The organism is Pseudomonas sp. MF5691 (genome assembly GCF_016405645.1).
Lineage (GTDB): Bacteria > Pseudomonadota > Gammaproteobacteria > Pseudomonadales > Pseudomonadaceae > Aquipseudomonas > Aquipseudomonas shahriarae.
In genome coordinates this window covers 244,988-261,465 of the sequence record NZ_JAEKDC010000005.1, presented here as the reverse complement: position 1 = coordinate 261,465, position 16,478 = coordinate 244,988, and the positions used below count along the sequence as shown (strand labels likewise).

General features: G+C 59.8%; 15 protein-coding genes and 2 pseudogenes. 8 read left to right on the top strand and 9 right to left on the bottom strand.

The features are described 5' to 3' along the window. The first annotated feature begins 142 nt into the window (after nt 1-142). Entirely contained in the window at nt 143-1,354 is a 1,212-nt protein-coding gene (alaC, locus tag JFT44_RS10385; RefSeq protein ID WP_029296464.1) for an alanine transaminase, read from the top strand. Nucleotides 1,355-1,484: 130 nt separating this feature from the next. On the opposite strand, the gene JFT44_RS10380 is transcribed toward alaC, so the two are convergent. Together JFT44_RS10380 and JFT44_RS10375 are read right to left on the bottom strand one after the other, a co-directional pair. Beyond that, nucleotides 1,485-2,837 carry a GntP family permease gene (locus JFT44_RS10380; RefSeq protein WP_057960476.1) on the bottom strand — a complete coding sequence of 451 codons (1,353 nt, stop codon included), beginning with the start codon at nt 2,835-2,837 and terminating at the stop codon, nt 1,485-1,487. Between the two features lie 84 nt (nt 2,838-2,921). Continuing rightward, nucleotides 2,922-3,455, bottom strand: coding sequence for a gluconokinase (locus tag JFT44_RS10375; protein WP_057441958.1), 534 nt, complete (start codon nt 3,453-3,455; stop codon nt 2,922-2,924). A 213-nt stretch (nt 3,456-3,668) separates the two neighbouring features. On the opposite strand from JFT44_RS10375, the gene JFT44_RS10370 reads away from it, so the two are divergent. The 5 genes from JFT44_RS10370 to JFT44_RS10350 all read left to right on the top strand — a co-directional run bounded on the left by JFT44_RS10370 (nt 3,669) and on the right by JFT44_RS10350 (nt 7,565). Then, a complete protein-coding gene (locus JFT44_RS10370; RefSeq protein ID WP_162947806.1) occupies nt 3,669-4,700 on the top strand; it encodes a LacI family DNA-binding transcriptional regulator in 1,032 nt (343 codons plus the stop codon). Nucleotides 4,701-5,037: 337 nt separating this feature from the next. Further along, on the top strand, nt 5,038-5,361 hold the full coding sequence (locus JFT44_RS10365) for a DUF6124 family protein (RefSeq protein ID WP_057960477.1): 324 nt from the start codon (nt 5,038-5,040) through the stop codon (nt 5,359-5,361). 173 nt (nt 5,362-5,534) lie between these two features. Beyond that, on the top strand, nt 5,535-6,167 hold the full coding sequence (locus tag JFT44_RS10360) for a glutathione S-transferase family protein (protein WP_120733977.1): 633 nt from the start codon (nt 5,535-5,537) through the stop codon (nt 6,165-6,167). A gap of 10 nt (nt 6,168-6,177) precedes the next feature. Next, nucleotides 6,178-6,915 carry an NAD(P)-dependent oxidoreductase gene (locus tag JFT44_RS10355; RefSeq protein ID WP_198830618.1) on the top strand — a complete coding sequence of 246 codons (738 nt, stop codon included), beginning with the start codon at nt 6,178-6,180 and terminating at the stop codon, nt 6,913-6,915. A gap of 149 nt (nt 6,916-7,064) precedes the next feature. Continuing rightward, a complete protein-coding gene (locus JFT44_RS10350; RefSeq protein WP_198830617.1) occupies nt 7,065-7,565 on the top strand; it encodes a hypothetical protein in 501 nt (166 codons plus the stop codon). Between the two features lie 107 nt (nt 7,566-7,672). Here JFT44_RS10350 and JFT44_RS29100 read toward each other — a convergent pair. Beyond that, nucleotides 7,673-8,098, bottom strand: a pseudogene (locus tag JFT44_RS29100) (methyl-accepting chemotaxis protein); the annotation flags it as partial. Nucleotides 8,099-8,218: 120 nt separating this feature from the next. Further along, nucleotides 8,219-8,992 (bottom strand): annotated as a pseudogene (locus JFT44_RS29095) (PAS domain-containing protein); the annotation flags it as partial. A gap of 703 nt (nt 8,993-9,695) precedes the next feature. Here JFT44_RS29095 and JFT44_RS10340 point away from each other — a divergent pair. Continuing rightward, complete coding sequence (locus tag JFT44_RS10340) at nt 9,696-10,112, top strand: GNAT family N-acetyltransferase (RefSeq protein WP_057960481.1); 417 nt, start codon at nt 9,696-9,698, stop codon at nt 10,110-10,112. On the opposite strand, the gene def is transcribed toward JFT44_RS10340, so the two are convergent. The 3 genes from def to JFT44_RS10325 form a co-directional block, all read right to left on the bottom strand. Continuing rightward, nucleotides 10,109-10,648 (bottom strand): peptide deformylase, encoded by a 540-nt coding sequence (gene def / locus JFT44_RS10335; protein ID WP_029296447.1) that lies wholly within the window; start codon nt 10,646-10,648, stop codon nt 10,109-10,111. The two genes, JFT44_RS10340 and def, sit on opposite strands and share 4 nt — an antisense overlap. Nucleotides 10,649-10,651: 3 nt before the next feature. Continuing rightward, nucleotides 10,652-11,605 (bottom strand): YihY/virulence factor BrkB family protein, encoded by a 954-nt coding sequence (locus tag JFT44_RS10330; protein WP_198830616.1) that lies wholly within the window; start codon nt 11,603-11,605, stop codon nt 10,652-10,654. 176 nt (nt 11,606-11,781) lie between these two features. Beyond that, nucleotides 11,782-11,973 (bottom strand): CsbD family protein, encoded by a 192-nt coding sequence (locus tag JFT44_RS10325; RefSeq protein ID WP_057439941.1) that lies wholly within the window; start codon nt 11,971-11,973, stop codon nt 11,782-11,784. 199 nt (nt 11,974-12,172) lie between these two features. Here JFT44_RS10325 and JFT44_RS10320 point away from each other — a divergent pair, with 199 nt between their 5' ends. Next, complete coding sequence (locus JFT44_RS10320) at nt 12,173-12,550, top strand: hypothetical protein (RefSeq protein WP_057439943.1); 378 nt, start codon at nt 12,173-12,175, stop codon at nt 12,548-12,550. A gap of 195 nt (nt 12,551-12,745) precedes the next feature. On the opposite strand, the gene fadD1 is transcribed toward JFT44_RS10320, so the two are convergent. Together fadD1 and fadD2 are read right to left on the bottom strand one after the other, a co-directional pair. After that, a complete protein-coding gene (gene fadD1, locus JFT44_RS10315) occupies nt 12,746-14,437 on the bottom strand; it encodes a long-chain-fatty-acid--CoA ligase FadD1 (protein WP_057439947.1) in 1,692 nt (563 codons plus the stop codon). A gap of 312 nt (nt 14,438-14,749) precedes the next feature. Continuing rightward, complete coding sequence (gene fadD2, locus JFT44_RS10310; RefSeq protein WP_115128801.1) at nt 14,750-16,438, bottom strand: long-chain-fatty-acid--CoA ligase FadD2; 1,689 nt, start codon at nt 16,436-16,438, stop codon at nt 14,750-14,752. Nucleotides 16,439-16,478: the final 40 nt, after the last annotated feature.

Below are 16,478 nucleotides of genomic sequence, written 5' to 3'. Positions count from 1 at the left end.
GTCATCCAACACTCCAGGCCGAAAATTTTCCGGCGCCATCTGGACAACCTACCCTCATCGCCCGTATTGTCTGCCCCGCAGGCCACCGCAGTGGCCGACGTCGCTCGGACGGTTCCGGGCGCTTACGTATTCCGAGGCAACAATGGCAGACCAAGGTTCGCCGCGCCGCTTTGCGCGCATAGATCGACTCCCCCCTTATGTTTTCAATATCACTGCCGAGCTGAAGATGGCTGCGCGTCGGCGCGGCGAAGACATCATCGACTTGAGCATGGGTAACCCCGACGGCCCGACTCCACCGCATATCGTGGAGAAACTGGTGACCGTCGCCCAGCGCGAAGACACCCACGGCTACTCCACCTCCAAAGGCATCCCGCGCCTGCGCCGCGCCATTTCGCGCTGGTACAAGGACCGCTATGAGGTGGATATCGACCCGGAAACCGAGGCCATCGTGACCATCGGCTCCAAGGAAGGCCTGGCGCACCTGATGCTGGCCACCCTGGACCAGGGCGATACCGTTCTGGTACCCAACCCCAGCTACCCGATTCACATCTACGGTGCGGTGATTGCCGGCGCCCAGGTGCGCTCGGTGCCGCTGATTCCCGGCGTGGACTTCTTTGCCGAGCTGGAGCGGGCGATCCGCGGTTCGATCCCCAAGCCGAAGATGATGATCCTCGGCTTCCCGTCCAACCCGACCGCGCAGTGCGTGGAGCTGGACTTCTTCGAACGGGTGATCGCCCTGGCCAAGCAGTACGACGTGCTGGTGATCCACGACCTGGCCTACGCCGATATCGTCTACGACGGCTGGAAAGCCCCGTCGATCATGCAGGTACCGGGAGCCAAGGACATTGCGGTGGAGTTTTTCACCCTGTCCAAGAGCTACAACATGGCCGGCTGGCGCATCGGTTTTATGGTGGGTAACGCGGAACTGGTCAACGCCCTGGCGCGCATCAAGAGCTACCACGACTACGGCACCTTCACCCCGCTGCAAGTGGCGGCGATTGCCGCGCTGGAAGGCGACCAGCAATGTGTGAAAGACATTGCCGAGCAGTACCGCCAGCGCCGCAATGTGCTGGTCAAGGGCCTGCATGAACTGGGCTGGATGGTAGAGAATCCGAAGGCGTCGATGTATGTCTGGGCAAAAATTCCCGAGGCGTATGCCGCCATGGGCTCGCTGGAATTTGCCAAGAAGCTGCTGCTCGAAGCCAAGGTGTGTGTCTCGCCGGGGATCGGCTTTGGCGAGTATGGCGATGACCATGTGCGCTTTGCGCTGATCGAGAACCAGGACCGCATTCGCCAGGCGGTACGCGGGATACGGGCAATGTTCCGGGCCGATGGCCTGGTCACCAAAGCCTGACCGAGTGATCGTTCCCACGCTCTGCGTGGGAACGTAGTCCGGGACGCTTTGCGTCCCAAAGCGTGACGCAGAGCGTCACAAGGGGCATTCCCACGCGGAGCGTGGGAACGATCAGTCACCCCAGGTTGGGTTACACCACCAACGACAGCAACATGATAAAGCCCAGCGCCACGATGGACAGGATGGTCTCCATCGCCGTCCACGTCTTGAACGTCTCGGCCACGGTCATGTTGAAGTACTGCTTGACCAGCCAGAACCCTGCATCGTTGACGTGCGACAGAATCAACGACCCCGCCCCCGTCGCCAGCACCAGCAATTCCAGGTTGACCCCCGGCACCATGCCCACCACCGGCACCACAATGCCTGCGCCCGTAATGGTGGCCACGGTCGCCGAACCCGTGGCAATCCGAATCACTGCGGCTACCAGCCAGGCCAGCAGGATCGGGTTGATCTGCGCCGTCACCGCCATATGGCCGATCACGTCACCCACACCGCTGGTCACCAGCATCTGCTTGAAGCCACCACCGGCACCGATGATCAGGATGATCGCGGCGGTCGGCGCAAGGCTCGCATCCAGCAGCTTGAGGATTTGCTTGGAATGGATGCCCTGGCGATGACCAAAGGTGTACAGCGACAGCAGCAACGCCAGGAGCAAGGCACTGATCGGGTGGCCGATCATGTCCATCCAGTTACGCACGATGTGCCCGTCTGGCAGGGCGATGTCAGCGAAGGTTTTCAGCAGCATCAGGAACACCGGCAGCAGCACGGTGATCAGGGTGATGCTGAAGCTCGGCAGGTTTTTTGCGTCGGACTCGCGGGCCAGTTGGTCCACCAGTTCCTGGGACGGGTTGCCGGGGATGTACTTGGCAATGAACGTCCCGAAGATCGGCCCGGCAATGATGGCGGTCGGCAAGGCGACGATCAGGCCGTAAAGAATGGTCTTGCCGATATCCGCGCCAAACACGCCGATGGCCAGCAACGGCCCCGGATGCGGCGGCACCAGGCCGTGCACCGCCGACAGGCCGGCGAGCAACGGGATGCCGATCTTGATCAGCGACACACCGGTGCGCCGCGCAACGATAAACACCAGCGGGATCAGCAATACAAAACCGATCTCGAAGAACAGTGGGATGCCCACCAGGAAGGCCGCGAACATCATCGCCCACTGCACCTTTTCCTTGCCGAAGGCGCGGATCAGGGTCTGGGCGATCTGATCGGCACCGCCGGATTCGGCCATCATCTTGCCGAGCATCGTACCCAGCGCCAGGATAATCCCGACAAACCCGAGCACCCCGCCAAAACCGTCCTGGAAGGCCTTGATGATCTTGTCCACGGGCATGCCCGAGGTCAGGCCGAGAAAGCCTGCGGCGATGATCAGCGCAATAAAGGGGTGGACCTTGAACCGGGTGATCAACACGATCAGCCCGATGATAGTGACCACTGCATCAAGCAGCAGGTAAGACTCGTGGGACATGCCAAACATGGGGGTCGTCTCCTGTTTGTTGTTGTTATTAAAGCGGGTGTTGAATTTCGTGCCGTCGGATAGCGCTGTCTTTCGGGCAAAAAATCATCGGGAAGGTTCAAAACCGTGGGTCAGCCACCACGCGTGGGTCTGCGCGGCCAACGCCTCGATGCTGTCTTTACTGGCGTTGAGGGCCAGGGTCAGCGGCTCGCCAATGGGCGATTCGAGGGTGGCGAACTGGCTGTCGATCAGGCTGGCCGGCATGAAATGGCCGGGGCGATGGGATACGCGGTCGGCGGCCACTTCGCGGGTCAGTTCGAGGAAGACAAACCCCAGGCCCGGCGCGGCTTCGCGCAAGTGATCGCGGTATTTTTTCTTCAAGGCCGAACAGGTGAGCACCGGATGCTCGCCGGCCTTGAGCGCACGACGCAACTCATCGCAGAGGATGTCGAGCCAGCCGGCGCGGTCGTCGTCGTTCAGGGGATGGCCTGCGCTCATCTTTTCGATATTGGCAGCCGGGTGAAAGCTGTCGCCTTCAATGGCGGTGGCGCCGTTCAACAGGCACAGGGCCTCGCTGACACTGGACTTGCCACATCCGGAAACACCCATGATGACCAGGGCAGTAACAGGTTGACTCATGAAACACCTCAGGACGCAGATAGCGCTACCTTTGCACGCCCTAAGGCTAGTGCAAAAACAGGCTTTTCCCGCGCCTAATTGTCATTTTTATGGAGTGACGCGTGCATCCTCTGCCACCGCTTGCACCAGGATCAGGCAACCCTTTGCGCAAGTATTTGCAGGCTTTTGGAGACAGCGCTACCTTAGTGCCTCGATTTTTGTTTGGCAAGCCGCCTGATGACCTCCAAGAACGATAAAAATACCCGCACCACGGGTCGCCCTACTCTTAACGAAGTCGCGCGCCTGGCCGGCGTCAGCCCGATTACCGCCTCCCGGGCCCTGCGCGGGATCAGCACCGTGGCCACCGAACTGGTGGAAAAAGTGCAGAAGGCCGCTGCCGAGCTGAACTACGTGGTCAACCCGGCCGCCCGCGCCCTGGCCTCCGCCCGCAGCCAGTCGGTGGTGGTGCTGGTGCCCTCGCTGTCCAACCTGCTGTTTATCGAAACCCTCGAAGCCATTCATCAGGTGCTACGGCCCAAGGGCTTCGAAGTGCTGATCGGCAACACCCACTATTCCCGGGACGAAGAAGAAAACCTGTTGCGCAACTACATGGCCTATCAGCCACGCGGCTTGCTGCTGACCGGCTTTGACCGCACCGAAAGCGCCCGGCGCATGGTGGAGTCGAGCAATGTGCCCTGCGTGTACATGATGGACCTGGACCCGACGGCCGGGGTCAACTGCGTCGGCTTCTCGCAGATCAGTGCCGGCGAAACCGCAGCAGCGCACCTGATCTCCCGGGGCCGCAAACGCCTGGCCTACGTCGGCGCACAACTGGACCAGCGCACGCTGCTGCGCGGTGAAGGCTTCCGCCGTGGCCTGCAACAGGCCGGTTTGTATGACCCGACCCTCGAACTGCTGACCCCGCGCCCCTCGTCGGTGGGCCTGGGTGGCGAGTTGTTCCTGCAACTGCTGGCCAGCCATCCGGATGTGGACGCGATCTTCTTCGGCAACGACGACCTGGCCCAGGGTGCGCTGCTCGAAGCCCTGCGCCACGGGATCAAGGTGCCGCAGCAAGTGGCGGTACTGGGCTTCAACGACCTGCCCGCCTCCAGCTTCATGGTGCCGCGCCTGAGCAGCATCAGCACCCCACGCGAAGCCATTGGCCGACGCGCGGCAGAGCATTTGCTGACGGTGATGGCCGGCAACAAAATCGCCCGGCCGGTGGTGGATATGGGGTTTGAGTTGAAGGTACGCGAGAGCAGTTAGGCATTGGCTGTAGGAATGAGCTGACTGTGCGGCCGCGCCTTGCTCCGTTACCTACGGTTGCGTCAGAATCCGCCGGCTTGTGCGCCTGGGTGGGGCTCTCTAAGGTGGCTCGGTCGCTGAATGTCTCGGTGATCGGGTTTAGTAGCCTGAGCTTGAACAACCTAAGTGCATGAGCCTCCCCTGTCAGACGTTCTCGTCTGTGCTTGATGGTGGCTGTGCGCAGGGCGCCTTCGGGCGCGCCGGCTTTGGGTGTTCACCGGTCTACTAACCTGCGTGCAGCCGCCACCCTAATTCGTTTAGTAGCGATGAGGTGGCGGCCCGAATCAGGAACACCCCTATGTTCAAAATAACGCCCAACCCCCCGCTTCACGACGCAAAACTCAACCTGGCCGCCCACCGCGCCATTGATCACTACCTCAACCCCCCAACCGCCCCCGCGCCCGAACCTTCCACTCTGTTCACCGTCACTTCCGGCGCCAGCAGCGAAAGCCTGATTGCCAACAGCTATGAAACCCTATCCTCCGTCACCACATTACTGCTGGACCTGTCCGAAGACCTGACCGGCAAAGACCGCGACAGGGCATTGGCGATTCACCAGTTGAGCGAGTTGGGCGTGTTGCTGATGGGCACGTTGATGGACCAGCAAACACTGCACAACTAAAGCCCAGACGCGATCAGAAAGGTGGGAGCTGGCTTGCCTGCGATGGCGGTGTGTCAGCCACCCAAGATAATGACTGGCACACCGCCATCGCAGGCAAGCCAGCTCCCACATTTTTTACCGTGCCCACTTGGCCCCTGCTAAATTGCCCAACTCACACCTGCCAGGGAAGCACCATGGGACACGCGCTGAAAATCTTGGGTCGCACTTCGTCCATCAACGTACGAAAAGTCCTGTGGACCTGCCAGGAACTGAACATCCCCTACGAGCGCGAAGACTTGGGCATCGGCTTCACCCCCACCCAATCACCCGCCTTCCTCGCCCTGAACCCCAATGCCCAGGTGCCGGTGATCATTGACGACAACGGCGTGCTCTGGGAATCCAACACCATCTGCCGCTACCTGGTGGGCCTGCACCAGCGCCATGACTTGCTGCCCGCCGCCCCCGCGCCTCGCGCCAGGGTCGAGCAATGGATGGACTGGCAAGCCACCGAACTCAATCCCTCCTGGGGCTATGCCTTCCACGCCCTGGTGCGCCAGAACCCGGACTTCCAGGACCCGCAGCGCATTGCAGCCGGCGTGCGCGGTTGGAACGACAAGATGGGATTGCTGGAGCAGCAGTTGATCAAGACCGGCGCCTATGTGGCCGGTGACAGCTTCAGCCTCGCCGATATCCTGGTCGGCCTGTCGGTGCACCGCTGGCGGATGACGCCCATGGAGCGCCCTCGCTACCCGGCTGTCGATGCGTACTACGCCCTGCTCAGCCAGCGCCCAGGTTTCCAGGCCTTTGCCCTCGACGGTCACAACTAAGGATTACACGATGAAAGGACTCAACGTACTGCTCACCGGCGCCTGCGGCAGGATCGGCAAGACATTTTTCGAAGCGTCGAAAGATCGCTACTGCTTTACCCTCACCGACCGCGTCGCACCGGGCTTCGCCCTCGACGGCCATCGCTTCGTGCAGGCCGACTTGAGTGACAGAACGGCCCTCACCGCACTGCTCGACGGCATCGACGTGGTTGTGCACCTGTCGGGCATTCCCCACGCCAGCGCCACCTTCGACGAACTGCTCCCCAACAATATCCTCGCCACCACCTATCTGTTCGAGGCCGCCGTGGCCGCCAACGTCAAGCGCCTGGTCTTCGCCAGCAGCGCCCAGACCATCGAAGGCTACCCGGTGGATCGGCAAATCACCCCGGGCATGCCGGTGCTGCCGGCCAACCTGTATGGCGTGAGCAAATGCTACGGCGAAGCGCTGTGCGGGTATTACGCAGCCAAAACCCCACTCTCCACCATCGCATTACGCATTGGCGCGTTTGAATTTGCCGAAACCCACGACTTGAACAACGCCCGCGACCTCAGCGCCTGGCTCAGCCCTCGGGATGCCGTGCAGTTGTTGCAGCGCTCGGTGGAGGCCCAGGGGGTCAAGCACCTGATCGCCCATGGCATTTCCAATAACCGCTTCAAGCGCCTGGACTTGAGCGAGACCACACGGGTTCTGGGGTATCAGCCGCAGGACGATGCTTTCCAGGTCTTCGAGATTCCCATTACCTACTGAAGGCAATGGCCGCCGACGGCAAACATTGGCCGTCGGCAACCCGCCTCTTGCCTCGGTATTGCCCTCACAGCCAATGAATACGGGGTTTTAGTTCCCGGCACGCTAATTGCTAAACCCTATGGACCGTTCAAAACCACAGGTGCCCGATCATGTTGGTCAATACCCAAGTCTCGTCCGTGATCCAACAGTCCAAACGCCCCGACCTGGACCCGGCCAACGCCGCCGCCAGCGCGCTGTACAGCGGCGTGATGCAAAACGTGCAGAACGCTGCCGCCGCGACCCAGGTGCAAGCCACGCAAAAGGCCACCGACACCACGGCCAGCAACGTGGATGCGGCGTTTGCCAAGACCCGCCTGCAGTTGCAGGCAACACCGCCGACCAGCGCCACGCCAACCACCGCGACCAGCACCCAGGCCCGGACAGAGTTCACCGACTACATGGCCAAGACGCCGGCCGAGCGCATTCGCGATCAGATCCTCAAGGAAAAGGGCCTGACCGAAGAAGAAGTGAAAGCGATGCCTATCGAACAACAGAATGCCATTGCCCTGGAAGTGACTGAGCGCCTGAAGATGCAGGCGGCGCAGCAGTTCGCCGAGAAGACCGCTGACCCGCAGATCAAGGCCGTGAAAGATGCCCTGGCTGCCATCTGATATGGCCCGCCACTGCCGCTCTGCGCGGGTTGAGCCTGGCAACCCACTCTCCCGTTGACCTGTGGCGAGGGAGCTTGCTCCCTCACCACAGGGTGGGCACGGTCCCGCTACTGCAATTGCAGGGTGGAGTTGAACTGGCCGATAGCATCCACCACATGCCGTGAGCCCTCCTGGATCTCCAGGATCACCTGCCCCGCTTCATTGGCCAACTCCACCCCCACGCCGGTACGGCTCAGGCTCGACTGCATGCTCGATACCGCGCTCAGGGACAAGTCGTGGTTTTTGCGCACCACGTCGACAATCTCGATCGTCGCCTGGCTGGTACGCGCCGCCAGGCTGCGCACCTCGTCCGCCACCACCGCAAACCCACGCCCGTGCTCACCCGCGCGTGCAGCTTCAATGGCCGCGTTAAGCGCCAACAGGTTGGTTTGATCGGCAATACCGCGAATGGTCTGCACGATGGTGCCGATAATGTCCGACTGCTTGCTTACCGCGTCGATACTCAGCGCCGCCTGATTCAGGTCGCGGGAAATTTCTTCGATGATCTGCACCGTCTGCTGCACCACTTCCGACCCCTTACGGGCGCAGGCGTCGTTCTGCACCGAGGTGGCGTGGGCCGAATCGGCAGCGGTCCGCAACGTGGTGACCTGGTGGGTGATATCACTGGCGAACTTCACCACCTTGTACAGGCGACCATTGGCATCGAAGATCGGGTTGTAGGAGGCTTCCAGAAACAGCGTCTGGCCATGCTTGTTGCGCCGTTCGAAACGATGGGAGTGAAACTCACCCCGGTTGAGCGACGCCCAGAACGCCTTGTAACTCGGTGAGTCCACCTCAGCGCGGTCACAGAACATGCTGTGGTGCTGGCCAACGATTTCACCGAGGGAATACTGCACCGTCTTCAGGAAGTTCTGGTTGGCATTGAGGATCTGCCCCTGGGGCGTGAACTCGATGACCGCCATGGAGCGGCCGATGGCATCAATCAGGCTCTGGTTTTCATGTTCGCGGTGGATCCGTTCGGAAATGTCCGACGCCACCTTGATCACGCTCTGCACCTGTTCATCCGGGCCGAACACCGGCATGTAGCTGGCCTCCAGCCACACTTCCTCGCCGCTCTTGGTCAAGCGCATGAACGTGCCGCTGAGGGGCTCGCCCTGGGCCAGGTCGCGCCATAGCTTGGCGTAGACGTCGCTGCGGTAGTAGGACTCTTCACAGAAAATTCGGTGGTGTTTGCCACGTACTTCCTCGGCGCTGTAACCCAATGTCTTACAGAAGTTTTCGTTGGCATCCAGGACTATGCCGTCGCGATCAAACTCGATCATCGCCATGGAGCGGCTGATCGCCGCCAGCTTGGCCTGGGCCTGGGTCAACGCGCAGGAAAAACGTTCGATTTGCAACAGGTCGGATTTGTGGTGCAGGTTAAACATGGTCGGATCACCTTCAGCGCTGTCTTTGAATGACGGTTAGTTCTTGGATTTGACCCAGCACAACTTTCCACAAAACAGGCAAACGCAATCGTCCAGAGACAGGACAAGTGTCAGGCGATAGATAAATGATGGCTAATCGGAGAGTCCATGGGGCAACACTCGCTTCAAGGCATCCTTTTCTTGATGACCCTCTCTGGGGCCTGCTTCAACCGACACACGCAAATCCATTTAACTTGAGGCTCCTTTTTCCCGGCGCTTTGAGGTACGCGCTCGCTATGCCAAAAACCACCCAAGACGCTTCATATGGCAAGCGACATAAGTGGTTCTGGATGAGCATAGACAGGGCTTGGCACTCTGCAAGGCCATTAATCAGCCATCATTGATAAAAAGATGTTGGAGGGGCGTGCGAGGGGGATATCAGGATGTATCTTGCCGTGTAGAAGCGAGCTTGCTCGCTCCCACAGTGAAGGGCTTAGTGACCGAACAGGCCTGTCTCAGTTTTCTTGGCTTTTTTGTCCGCGCGTTTTTCATCGGCGGTCTTTGCCGGTTTTTTCTTCGCGGCTTTCTTTGAATCCATACCTTTGGCCATGATGCATGCTCCACTAACAGAGGAAGTAAGCATGGGTATAACACCTATTGCCCAACAGAAGGCGCTTTGCCCGACTTATAATCCCCAGCCCTTGATCACGCTTGTCCAAATACCATGCCCGAGTTGCACATTGATCTACTGGCGGAGCCCCTGTGGCCGTTGCTGAACAAGTTCTACCGCCGCCATAACTCGCCGATGAAGGCCCTCAAGGGCGGCCAGTTGTGGGTCGCGCGCAACAGCGAGATCGTCGCAGGCCTGTGCCTGAGCCCCGTGGTCTGCGGTCAGTGGCTGACCGGGCTGTTTGTCGATCCGGCATTACGCGGACAAGGGCTGGCGGCGCGGCTGATCGCTGAAGCGATTGCGCCTGTCGAAGGCACGGTGTGGCTACTGTGCCACCCCGACCTGGAAGGGTTTTATACAGCCCAGGGCTTCAGCCAGCAGACCGTGTTGCCGCAGTCGCTGGCAGAGCGCCTGGTGCGCTATAAACGCAACAAGCCGATGATTGCCATGGGCCTGTGCCGCCAGGGTTAAGCGTCGGCGGCGGGATCCAGCTCCGGAAACATCACCTCGATAAACCCGAATTTGCTGAAGTCTGTGATCCGCGACGGGTACAGGCGACCGATCAGGTGGTCGCATTCATGCTGCACCACCCGCGCGTGGAAGCCATCGGCAATCCGCACAATCGGCTCGCCCTTGGGGTCAAAACCCTCGTAGCGAATCTGCTGGTAGCGATCCACCGCACCGCGCAGGCCTGGCACCGACAGGCAGCCTTCGTAACCCTCCTCCAACACCGGGCTCAGCGGGGTAATCAGCGGGTTGATCAGGATGGTCTGGGGCACCGCCGGGGCATCCGGGTAGCGCTCGCTGCTCTCGAAGCCGAAGATCACCAGTTGCAAGTCGACACCAATCTGCGGCGCGGCCAGGCCAACGCCACCCACGTGTTCCATGGTCTGGAACATGTCGTCGATCAGTTGCCACAGCTCGGGGCTGTCGAACATTTCCGGGGGCACCGGGGGCGCGATACGCAGCAGGCGTTCGTCGCCCATTTTCAGGATTTCACGAATCATCGATCAACTTTCATCAGAGGTGGGTTTGGGCAGCGAATGGTCCCGGCCAAGGCCCGAGACATGCTGTTTTTGATCAGGGTGGTGTTCGCCAAAGTCTTTTTCGCCCGGGTCTTTGCCTTCGGCAGACATGTGCTCGATCACCGCGTTCATCTCCGCGCCCAGCAGTAATACGGCGGCGGAAATATAGAAGTACAACAGCAGGACAATGATCGCGCCGATGCTGCCGTACATGGCGTTGTAGTCGGCGAAGGTTTTCACGTAATAGCCAAAGCCCAGGGAAGCGATGATCCAGACCACCACCGCCAGCACCGAGCCTGGCGTGATAAAGCGAAATTTCTGCTTCACGTCCGGCATCACGTAGTACATCAAGGCCACGGCGAACATCAGCAGGATCACAATCAACGGCCAGCGCAGGATGGTCCACAGGGTAACGACGAATTCCTGCATGCCAATCTGCCCGGCCAGCCACTCCATCACTTGCGGCCCCAGGACCATCAACGCGGCAGCGGCCAGCAACATGCCGGCGATACCCACGGTGTAGAGAATCGACAGCGGGAAACGTTTCCAGATCGGCCGGCCTTCCACCACGTCGTAGGCAGCGTTCATCGCACTCATCATCAGGCGCACGCCCGCCGAGGCGGTCCACAGCGCGATGACGATACCCACCGACAACAGCCCACCCTTGGATTGCTGCAATTGGTCAATCACCGGGTTGACCTGCTCCAGGGCCTGGGGCGGCAACACCAGCTCCGATTGCAGGCGCAACCAACTGAAGAAGTCCGGCAGGTGCAGGAAACCAATCAGGGCAATCAGGAACAGCAGGAAGGGAAACAATGAAAACAGCATCTGGTAGGCCAGTGCCGAGGCGTAGGTGGGCATCTCGTCGTCGATGAACTCTGTGACGGTGCGCATCAATACGCGGTGCAGCGGCAGATCTTTTAATACCGGAAAAATCATAGCGTCTCCTTTCGCCGCAAAAAGGTTGAGTTCGTGGGCGACTCAGGGGCCGTTTTCTACATCAAGGTAGCCTATTTGGCGACCTTGAAACAATTTCGAAACTTTAATCCGCCGGTTTGACATAAAAACGGCCATCCGTGGATGACCGTTATGCTGCGTGTTGGCAGGCGGGTGAATCAGGCTTTGTCGACCGTATTCTTTACCGCGTCCTTGACCTTGCCGATCGCTTGCTGGGCTTCGCCCTTCTTCTCTTGGATCTTGCCTTCGGCCTCAAGCTGGGTGTTGTCTGTGGCTTTGCCGACACCTTGTTTGATATTGCCAATGGCTTCGTTCGCTAAACCTTTTGCCTTATCCGCTGTGCTGCCCATGGTATTTCTCCGTAAGAACAATCAAGGGTTTTGGTCATTACCTAAGGATTGACCCTAGGCGTTTGCGTAGAGTTTCAATTATTTGCGTCAGGCATTTCATCACCCCGTACAGGTTTGGCTTTATGTTTTGCGGCCAACCCACGAGAATGCCCGGCAGATTCAGGCTCAACCGCTGAATAACAGATCCCGTAGGAAGGTTATGAAACTCAATAAATCACAGGCCATCGCCCGCAGAAACCTGGAACTGGGCGGTGCCGTGCTCGGTGTCAACAACTGCCACTTCACCGACCTGGACCGCAAGCGCAACATCTGGTGGTTCGACCTACCGGTGGCGCGCATCGCCATTGGCCAGTACGAGTGGATTCATTTGTTGATGCACAACGCCGAAACCGATCAGCTGCTGCACCTGAAAGTACCGACCGTGTACCTGCGTGAGAAGCTTGAAGGGTTGGTAGTACGCAATGCAGGCAAGCGCAAGCCGGAGATTACCCTGGAGCTGAGCGCAGACAAGGACTCGTTCCTGAAGGATGTACGCCCGGCAGGCGCTGGCGTGAGCTTCGCGCAGTTCGCCCTGTAAACACCCGATCAGAAATGTGGGGGCTGACAGGACGCCATCGCGGGCAAGCCCGCTCCCACAGGGGTTGTGCTGTACAGGTGTTTTGAGTGCGGCCCAGGACAAATGGCTTGTCGGGTCGCCGCATCGCGGCGATAGCGGTGGGTCAGTCGACACTCAGCGCCCAATAAAAAGCCCCGCATTCGCGGGGCTTTTTGTTTACTTCTTCAGGCCCAGTTTCTTCATCTCTTCATCGCGCAACTCACGACGCAGGATCTTGCCCACGTTGGTGGTCGGCAGTGCTTCGCGGAACTCGACAGCCTTCGGCACTTTGTAGCCGGTGACGTTGGCGCGCATATGCTCCATCACCTGCTCCTTGGTCAGTGTCGCGCCTGGCTTGACCACGATGAACAGCTTGATGTGCTCGCCCGATTTCTCGTCCGGAACACCAATGGCCGCGCATTGCAGCACGCCCGGCAGGCTTGCCAGCACGTCTTCCAGTTCGTTGGGGTAGACGTTGAAACCGGAGACCAGAATCATGTCCTTCTTGCGATCAACGATGCGCATGTAGCCGTCTGGCTGGATGATCGCGATATCGCCGGTCTTCAGCCAGCCTTGGCTGTCGAGCACTTCGGCGGTGGCGTCTTCACGCTGCCAGTAGCCCTTCATCACTTGCGGGCCCTTGACGCACAGCTCGCCGATTTCGCCCAGGGGCAACTCGACACCCTCATCCGAGATGACTTTGCACAGGGTCGAGGGCACCGGGATGCCGATGGTGCCGATCTGGATATTCTGGATCGGGTTGACCGTGGCCACCGGGCTGGTTTCGGTCATGCCGTAACCTTCACAGATATTGCAGCCGGTCACGGCCTTCCAACGCTCGGCCGCCGCCAGTTGCAATGCCATGCCACCCGACAGCGTGACCTTGAGCCCCGAGAAGTCCAGCTTGCGGAAGCCTTCGTTGTTGCACAGGGCCACGAACAGGGTGTTCAGGCCGACAAAGCCGCTGAACTTCCACTTCGACAACTCCTTGACCATCGCCGGCAGGTCGCGCGGGTTGCTGATCAGGATGTTGTGGTTGCCGATCAGCATCATCGCCATGCAATGAAAGGTGAAGGCATAGATGTGGTACAGCGGCAGCGGCGTGATCAGGATCTCGCAGCCTTCGTTGAGGTTGGAGCCCATCAGCGCCTTGCACTGCAGCATGTTGGCGACCAGGTTGCGATGGGTCAGCATCGCGCCCTTGGCCACGCCGGTGGTGCCGCCGGTGTATTGCAGTACGGCGACGTCTTCGCTGGCCGGGCTGGCGTCGGTGACCGGCTGGCCATGCCCCTTGGCCAGGACGTCGTTGAACTTGATCGCCTGGGGCAAGTGATAGGCCGGGACCATCTTCTTCACGTACTTGATAACGCTGTTGATCAGCAACCGCTTGAGCGGCGGCAACAGGTCAGCCACTTCGGTGACGATCACGTGCTTGACGCCAGTCTTGGGCACGACTTTTTCTGCCAGGTGCGCCATGTTGGCCAGGCAGATCAGGGCTTTGGCCCCGGAGTCGTTGAACTGGTGTTCCATCTCCCGCGCGGTGTACAGCGGGTTGGTGTTGACCACGATCAGGCCGGCGCGGATAGCGCCAAACACGGCGACCGGGTACTGCAGGAGGTTGGGCAATTGCACGGCGATTCGATCACCGGGCTGCAAGTCGGTATGCTGTTGCAGGTACGCGGCAAAGGCACCGGACAATTCGTACAACTCACCGTAGGTGATTGTCTTGCCCAGGTTGCTGAAAGCCGGTTTGTCGGCGAAGCGTTGGCAGGACTGTTTCAGTACCGCCTGAATATTTTGATACTCGTCTGGATTGATGTCTGCAGCAATCCCGGCGGGGTACTTATCCTTCCAAAAGTCTTCGATCATGGAAGCCCACTCCTCAGCGACGCGAATTCATTCACCGCATTTGATGCGATTATTATTTGTGTGTTTTTAGGTGATTCCGGCTGTTTCAAGCAGGCCGAGAGGTCACAAAGCGCGCCGAGAGTAGCAGCTTTGCCAAGGGCCGCCTAGAGCCAAAAGAGGCCCCTACAGTCATAAACATGACTCAAGAATATGCAGTAGTCATTTTTAGAGCAAAGATTCTATAACCTGCGAAACCGCTCTACTTTAAGGGTGTACACAATAAATGTGGGAGCTGGCTTGCCAGCTCCCACATTTGAATCGCATCAATTCAGGTCAGGCGATATCGCGAAGCTCTCTGCGCAGGATCTTGCCTACCGGCGTCATCGGCAGCGAGTCGCGCAACACAATGTGCTTGGGCACTTTGTAGCCGGTGAAGTTGGCCTTGCAGTAAGTCTTCAGCTCCTCAAGGCTGACACCCTGGGCCCGCGCCACCACGAACAGTTTCACCGCCTCGCCGGTACGCTCGTCAGGCACGCCGATCACCGCGCAGTTGGCAACGTTCGGGTGGGCCATCACCACGTCTTCGATCTCGTTGGGGTACACATTGAAGCCCGAGACGATGATCAGGTCTTTCTTGCGGTCGACAATGCGCACAAAACCGTCGGGGTCGATCACCGCAATATCGCCAGTCTTGAGCCAGCCCTCGGCGTCCAGGGTTTCGGCAGTGGCCGCCGGTTGCTGCCAGTAGCCCTTCATGACCTGCGGGCCCTTGATGCACAACTCGCCCCGCTCGCCCATCGGCAACTCGACGCCGGCGTCATCAATAACCTTCATCGCCGTGCCCGGCACTGGAATACCCACGGTGCCCAGGCGCGATTGATCACCGTAGGGGTTGGTGCTGGCCACTGGCGACGTCTCAGTCAGGCCGTAGCCTTCGCCGATGGAACAGCCGGTGATCTGCTTCCAGCGCTCGGCAGTGGCCTTGACCAGGGCGGTACCGCCGGAGTTGGTGATCTTCAGGTGGGAGAAGTCCAGGGTCTTGAAGTCCGGGTGCTCCATCAAGGCGACAAACAGTGTGTTGAGCCCCAGCAACCCGGTAAACCGCCACTTCTTCAATTCCTTGATAAAGCCGCCGATGTCCCGTGGATTGGTGATCAGCACGTTGTGGTTGCCGGTGACCATCATGCACATGCAGTTCGCCGTAAAGGCATAGATGTGATACAGCGGCAGCGGCGCGATCATCACCTCCTGCCCTTCCTTGACCAGCGGATGCCCGTCTTCACGCAGCTGGGACATGCACGCCCGCACCTGCTGCATGTTCGCCACCAGGTTGCCGTGGGTGAGCATCGCGCCCTTGGCCAGGCCGGTGGTGCCGCCGGTGTATTGCAGCACGGCGATGTCATCGAGGGTCATCGGGTGGCGGGTCACGGCCAGGCCCGCGCCCATGCGCAACGCGCGCTTGAACGACACCGCCCGGGGCAGGCTGTAGGCCGGGACCATCTTCTTCACTTTGTCGACCACGGTGTTGATCAACCAGCCCTTGGCGGCGGGCATGAAGTCGCCCATCTTCGCTTCGATCAGGTACTCGATCTCGGTGTCGGCCGCCACTTCCTGGACCCGGGAACCAAACAGGTTGAGGTAGACCAGCGCACGAATGCCCGCATCCTTGAACTGATGGCGCATCTCCCGCGGGGTGTACAACGGGTTGGTGTTGACCACCACCAGCCCGGCGCGCAAGGCGCCGAACACGGCAATCGGGTAATGCAGGACGTTGGGCATCTGCACCGCAATACGGTCGCCCGGCTTGAGATCGGTGTGGTGTTGCAGGTAGCCGGCGAACGCCGCACTCTGGCGCTCCAGGTCGGCGTAGGTCAGGGTGATCCCCATGTTGCTGAATGCCGGACGGTCGGCAAAGGCTTTGCAGGAACGCTCGAAGACTTCGATTACTGACTTGTACGCCGACAGGTCAAGCTCGTTGGGAACGCCTGTTGCGCGTTTGTCATTCCAGAAATCAGGTTGCATTATTCTTGTCCTCTTACCCGAGTGTGCCCGACCGCTTCCG

Coding starts and splice junctions, on each gene's coding strand:
- JFT44_RS10375 (WP_057441958.1), bottom strand. CDS start 3,455: ATGAGTCAACCTGTTACTGCCCTGGTCATCATGGGTGTTTCCGGATGT.
- fadD1 (WP_057439947.1), bottom strand. CDS start 14,437: ATGATCGAAGACTTTTGGAAGGATAAGTACCCCGCCGGGATTGCTGCA.
- JFT44_RS10320 (WP_057439943.1), top strand. CDS start 12,173: ATGAAACTCAATAAATCACAGGCCATCGCCCGCAGAAACCTGGAACTG.
- JFT44_RS10340 (WP_057960481.1), top strand. CDS start 9,696: ATGCCCGAGTTGCACATTGATCTACTGGCGGAGCCCCTGTGGCCGTTG.
- JFT44_RS10325 (WP_057439941.1), bottom strand. CDS start 11,973: ATGGGCAGCACAGCGGATAAGGCAAAAGGTTTAGCGAACGAAGCCATT.
- alaC (WP_029296464.1), top strand. CDS start 143: ATGGCAGACCAAGGTTCGCCGCGCCGCTTTGCGCGCATAGATCGACTC.
- JFT44_RS10360 (WP_120733977.1), top strand. CDS start 5,535: ATGGGACACGCGCTGAAAATCTTGGGTCGCACTTCGTCCATCAACGTA.
- JFT44_RS10355 (WP_198830618.1), top strand. CDS start 6,178: ATGAAAGGACTCAACGTACTGCTCACCGGCGCCTGCGGCAGGATCGGC.
- JFT44_RS10350 (WP_198830617.1), top strand. CDS start 7,065: ATGTTGGTCAATACCCAAGTCTCGTCCGTGATCCAACAGTCCAAACGC.
- JFT44_RS10330 (WP_198830616.1), bottom strand. CDS start 11,605: ATGATTTTTCCGGTATTAAAAGATCTGCCGCTGCACCGCGTATTGATG.
- JFT44_RS10365 (WP_057960477.1), top strand. CDS start 5,038: ATGTTCAAAATAACGCCCAACCCCCCGCTTCACGACGCAAAACTCAAC.
- JFT44_RS10380 (WP_057960476.1), bottom strand. CDS start 2,837: ATGTTTGGCATGTCCCACGAGTCTTACCTGCTGCTTGATGCAGTGGTC.
- fadD2 (WP_115128801.1), bottom strand. CDS start 16,438: ATGCAACCTGATTTCTGGAATGACAAACGCGCAACAGGCGTTCCCAAC.
- def (WP_029296447.1), bottom strand. CDS start 10,648: ATGATTCGTGAAATCCTGAAAATGGGCGACGAACGCCTGCTGCGTATC.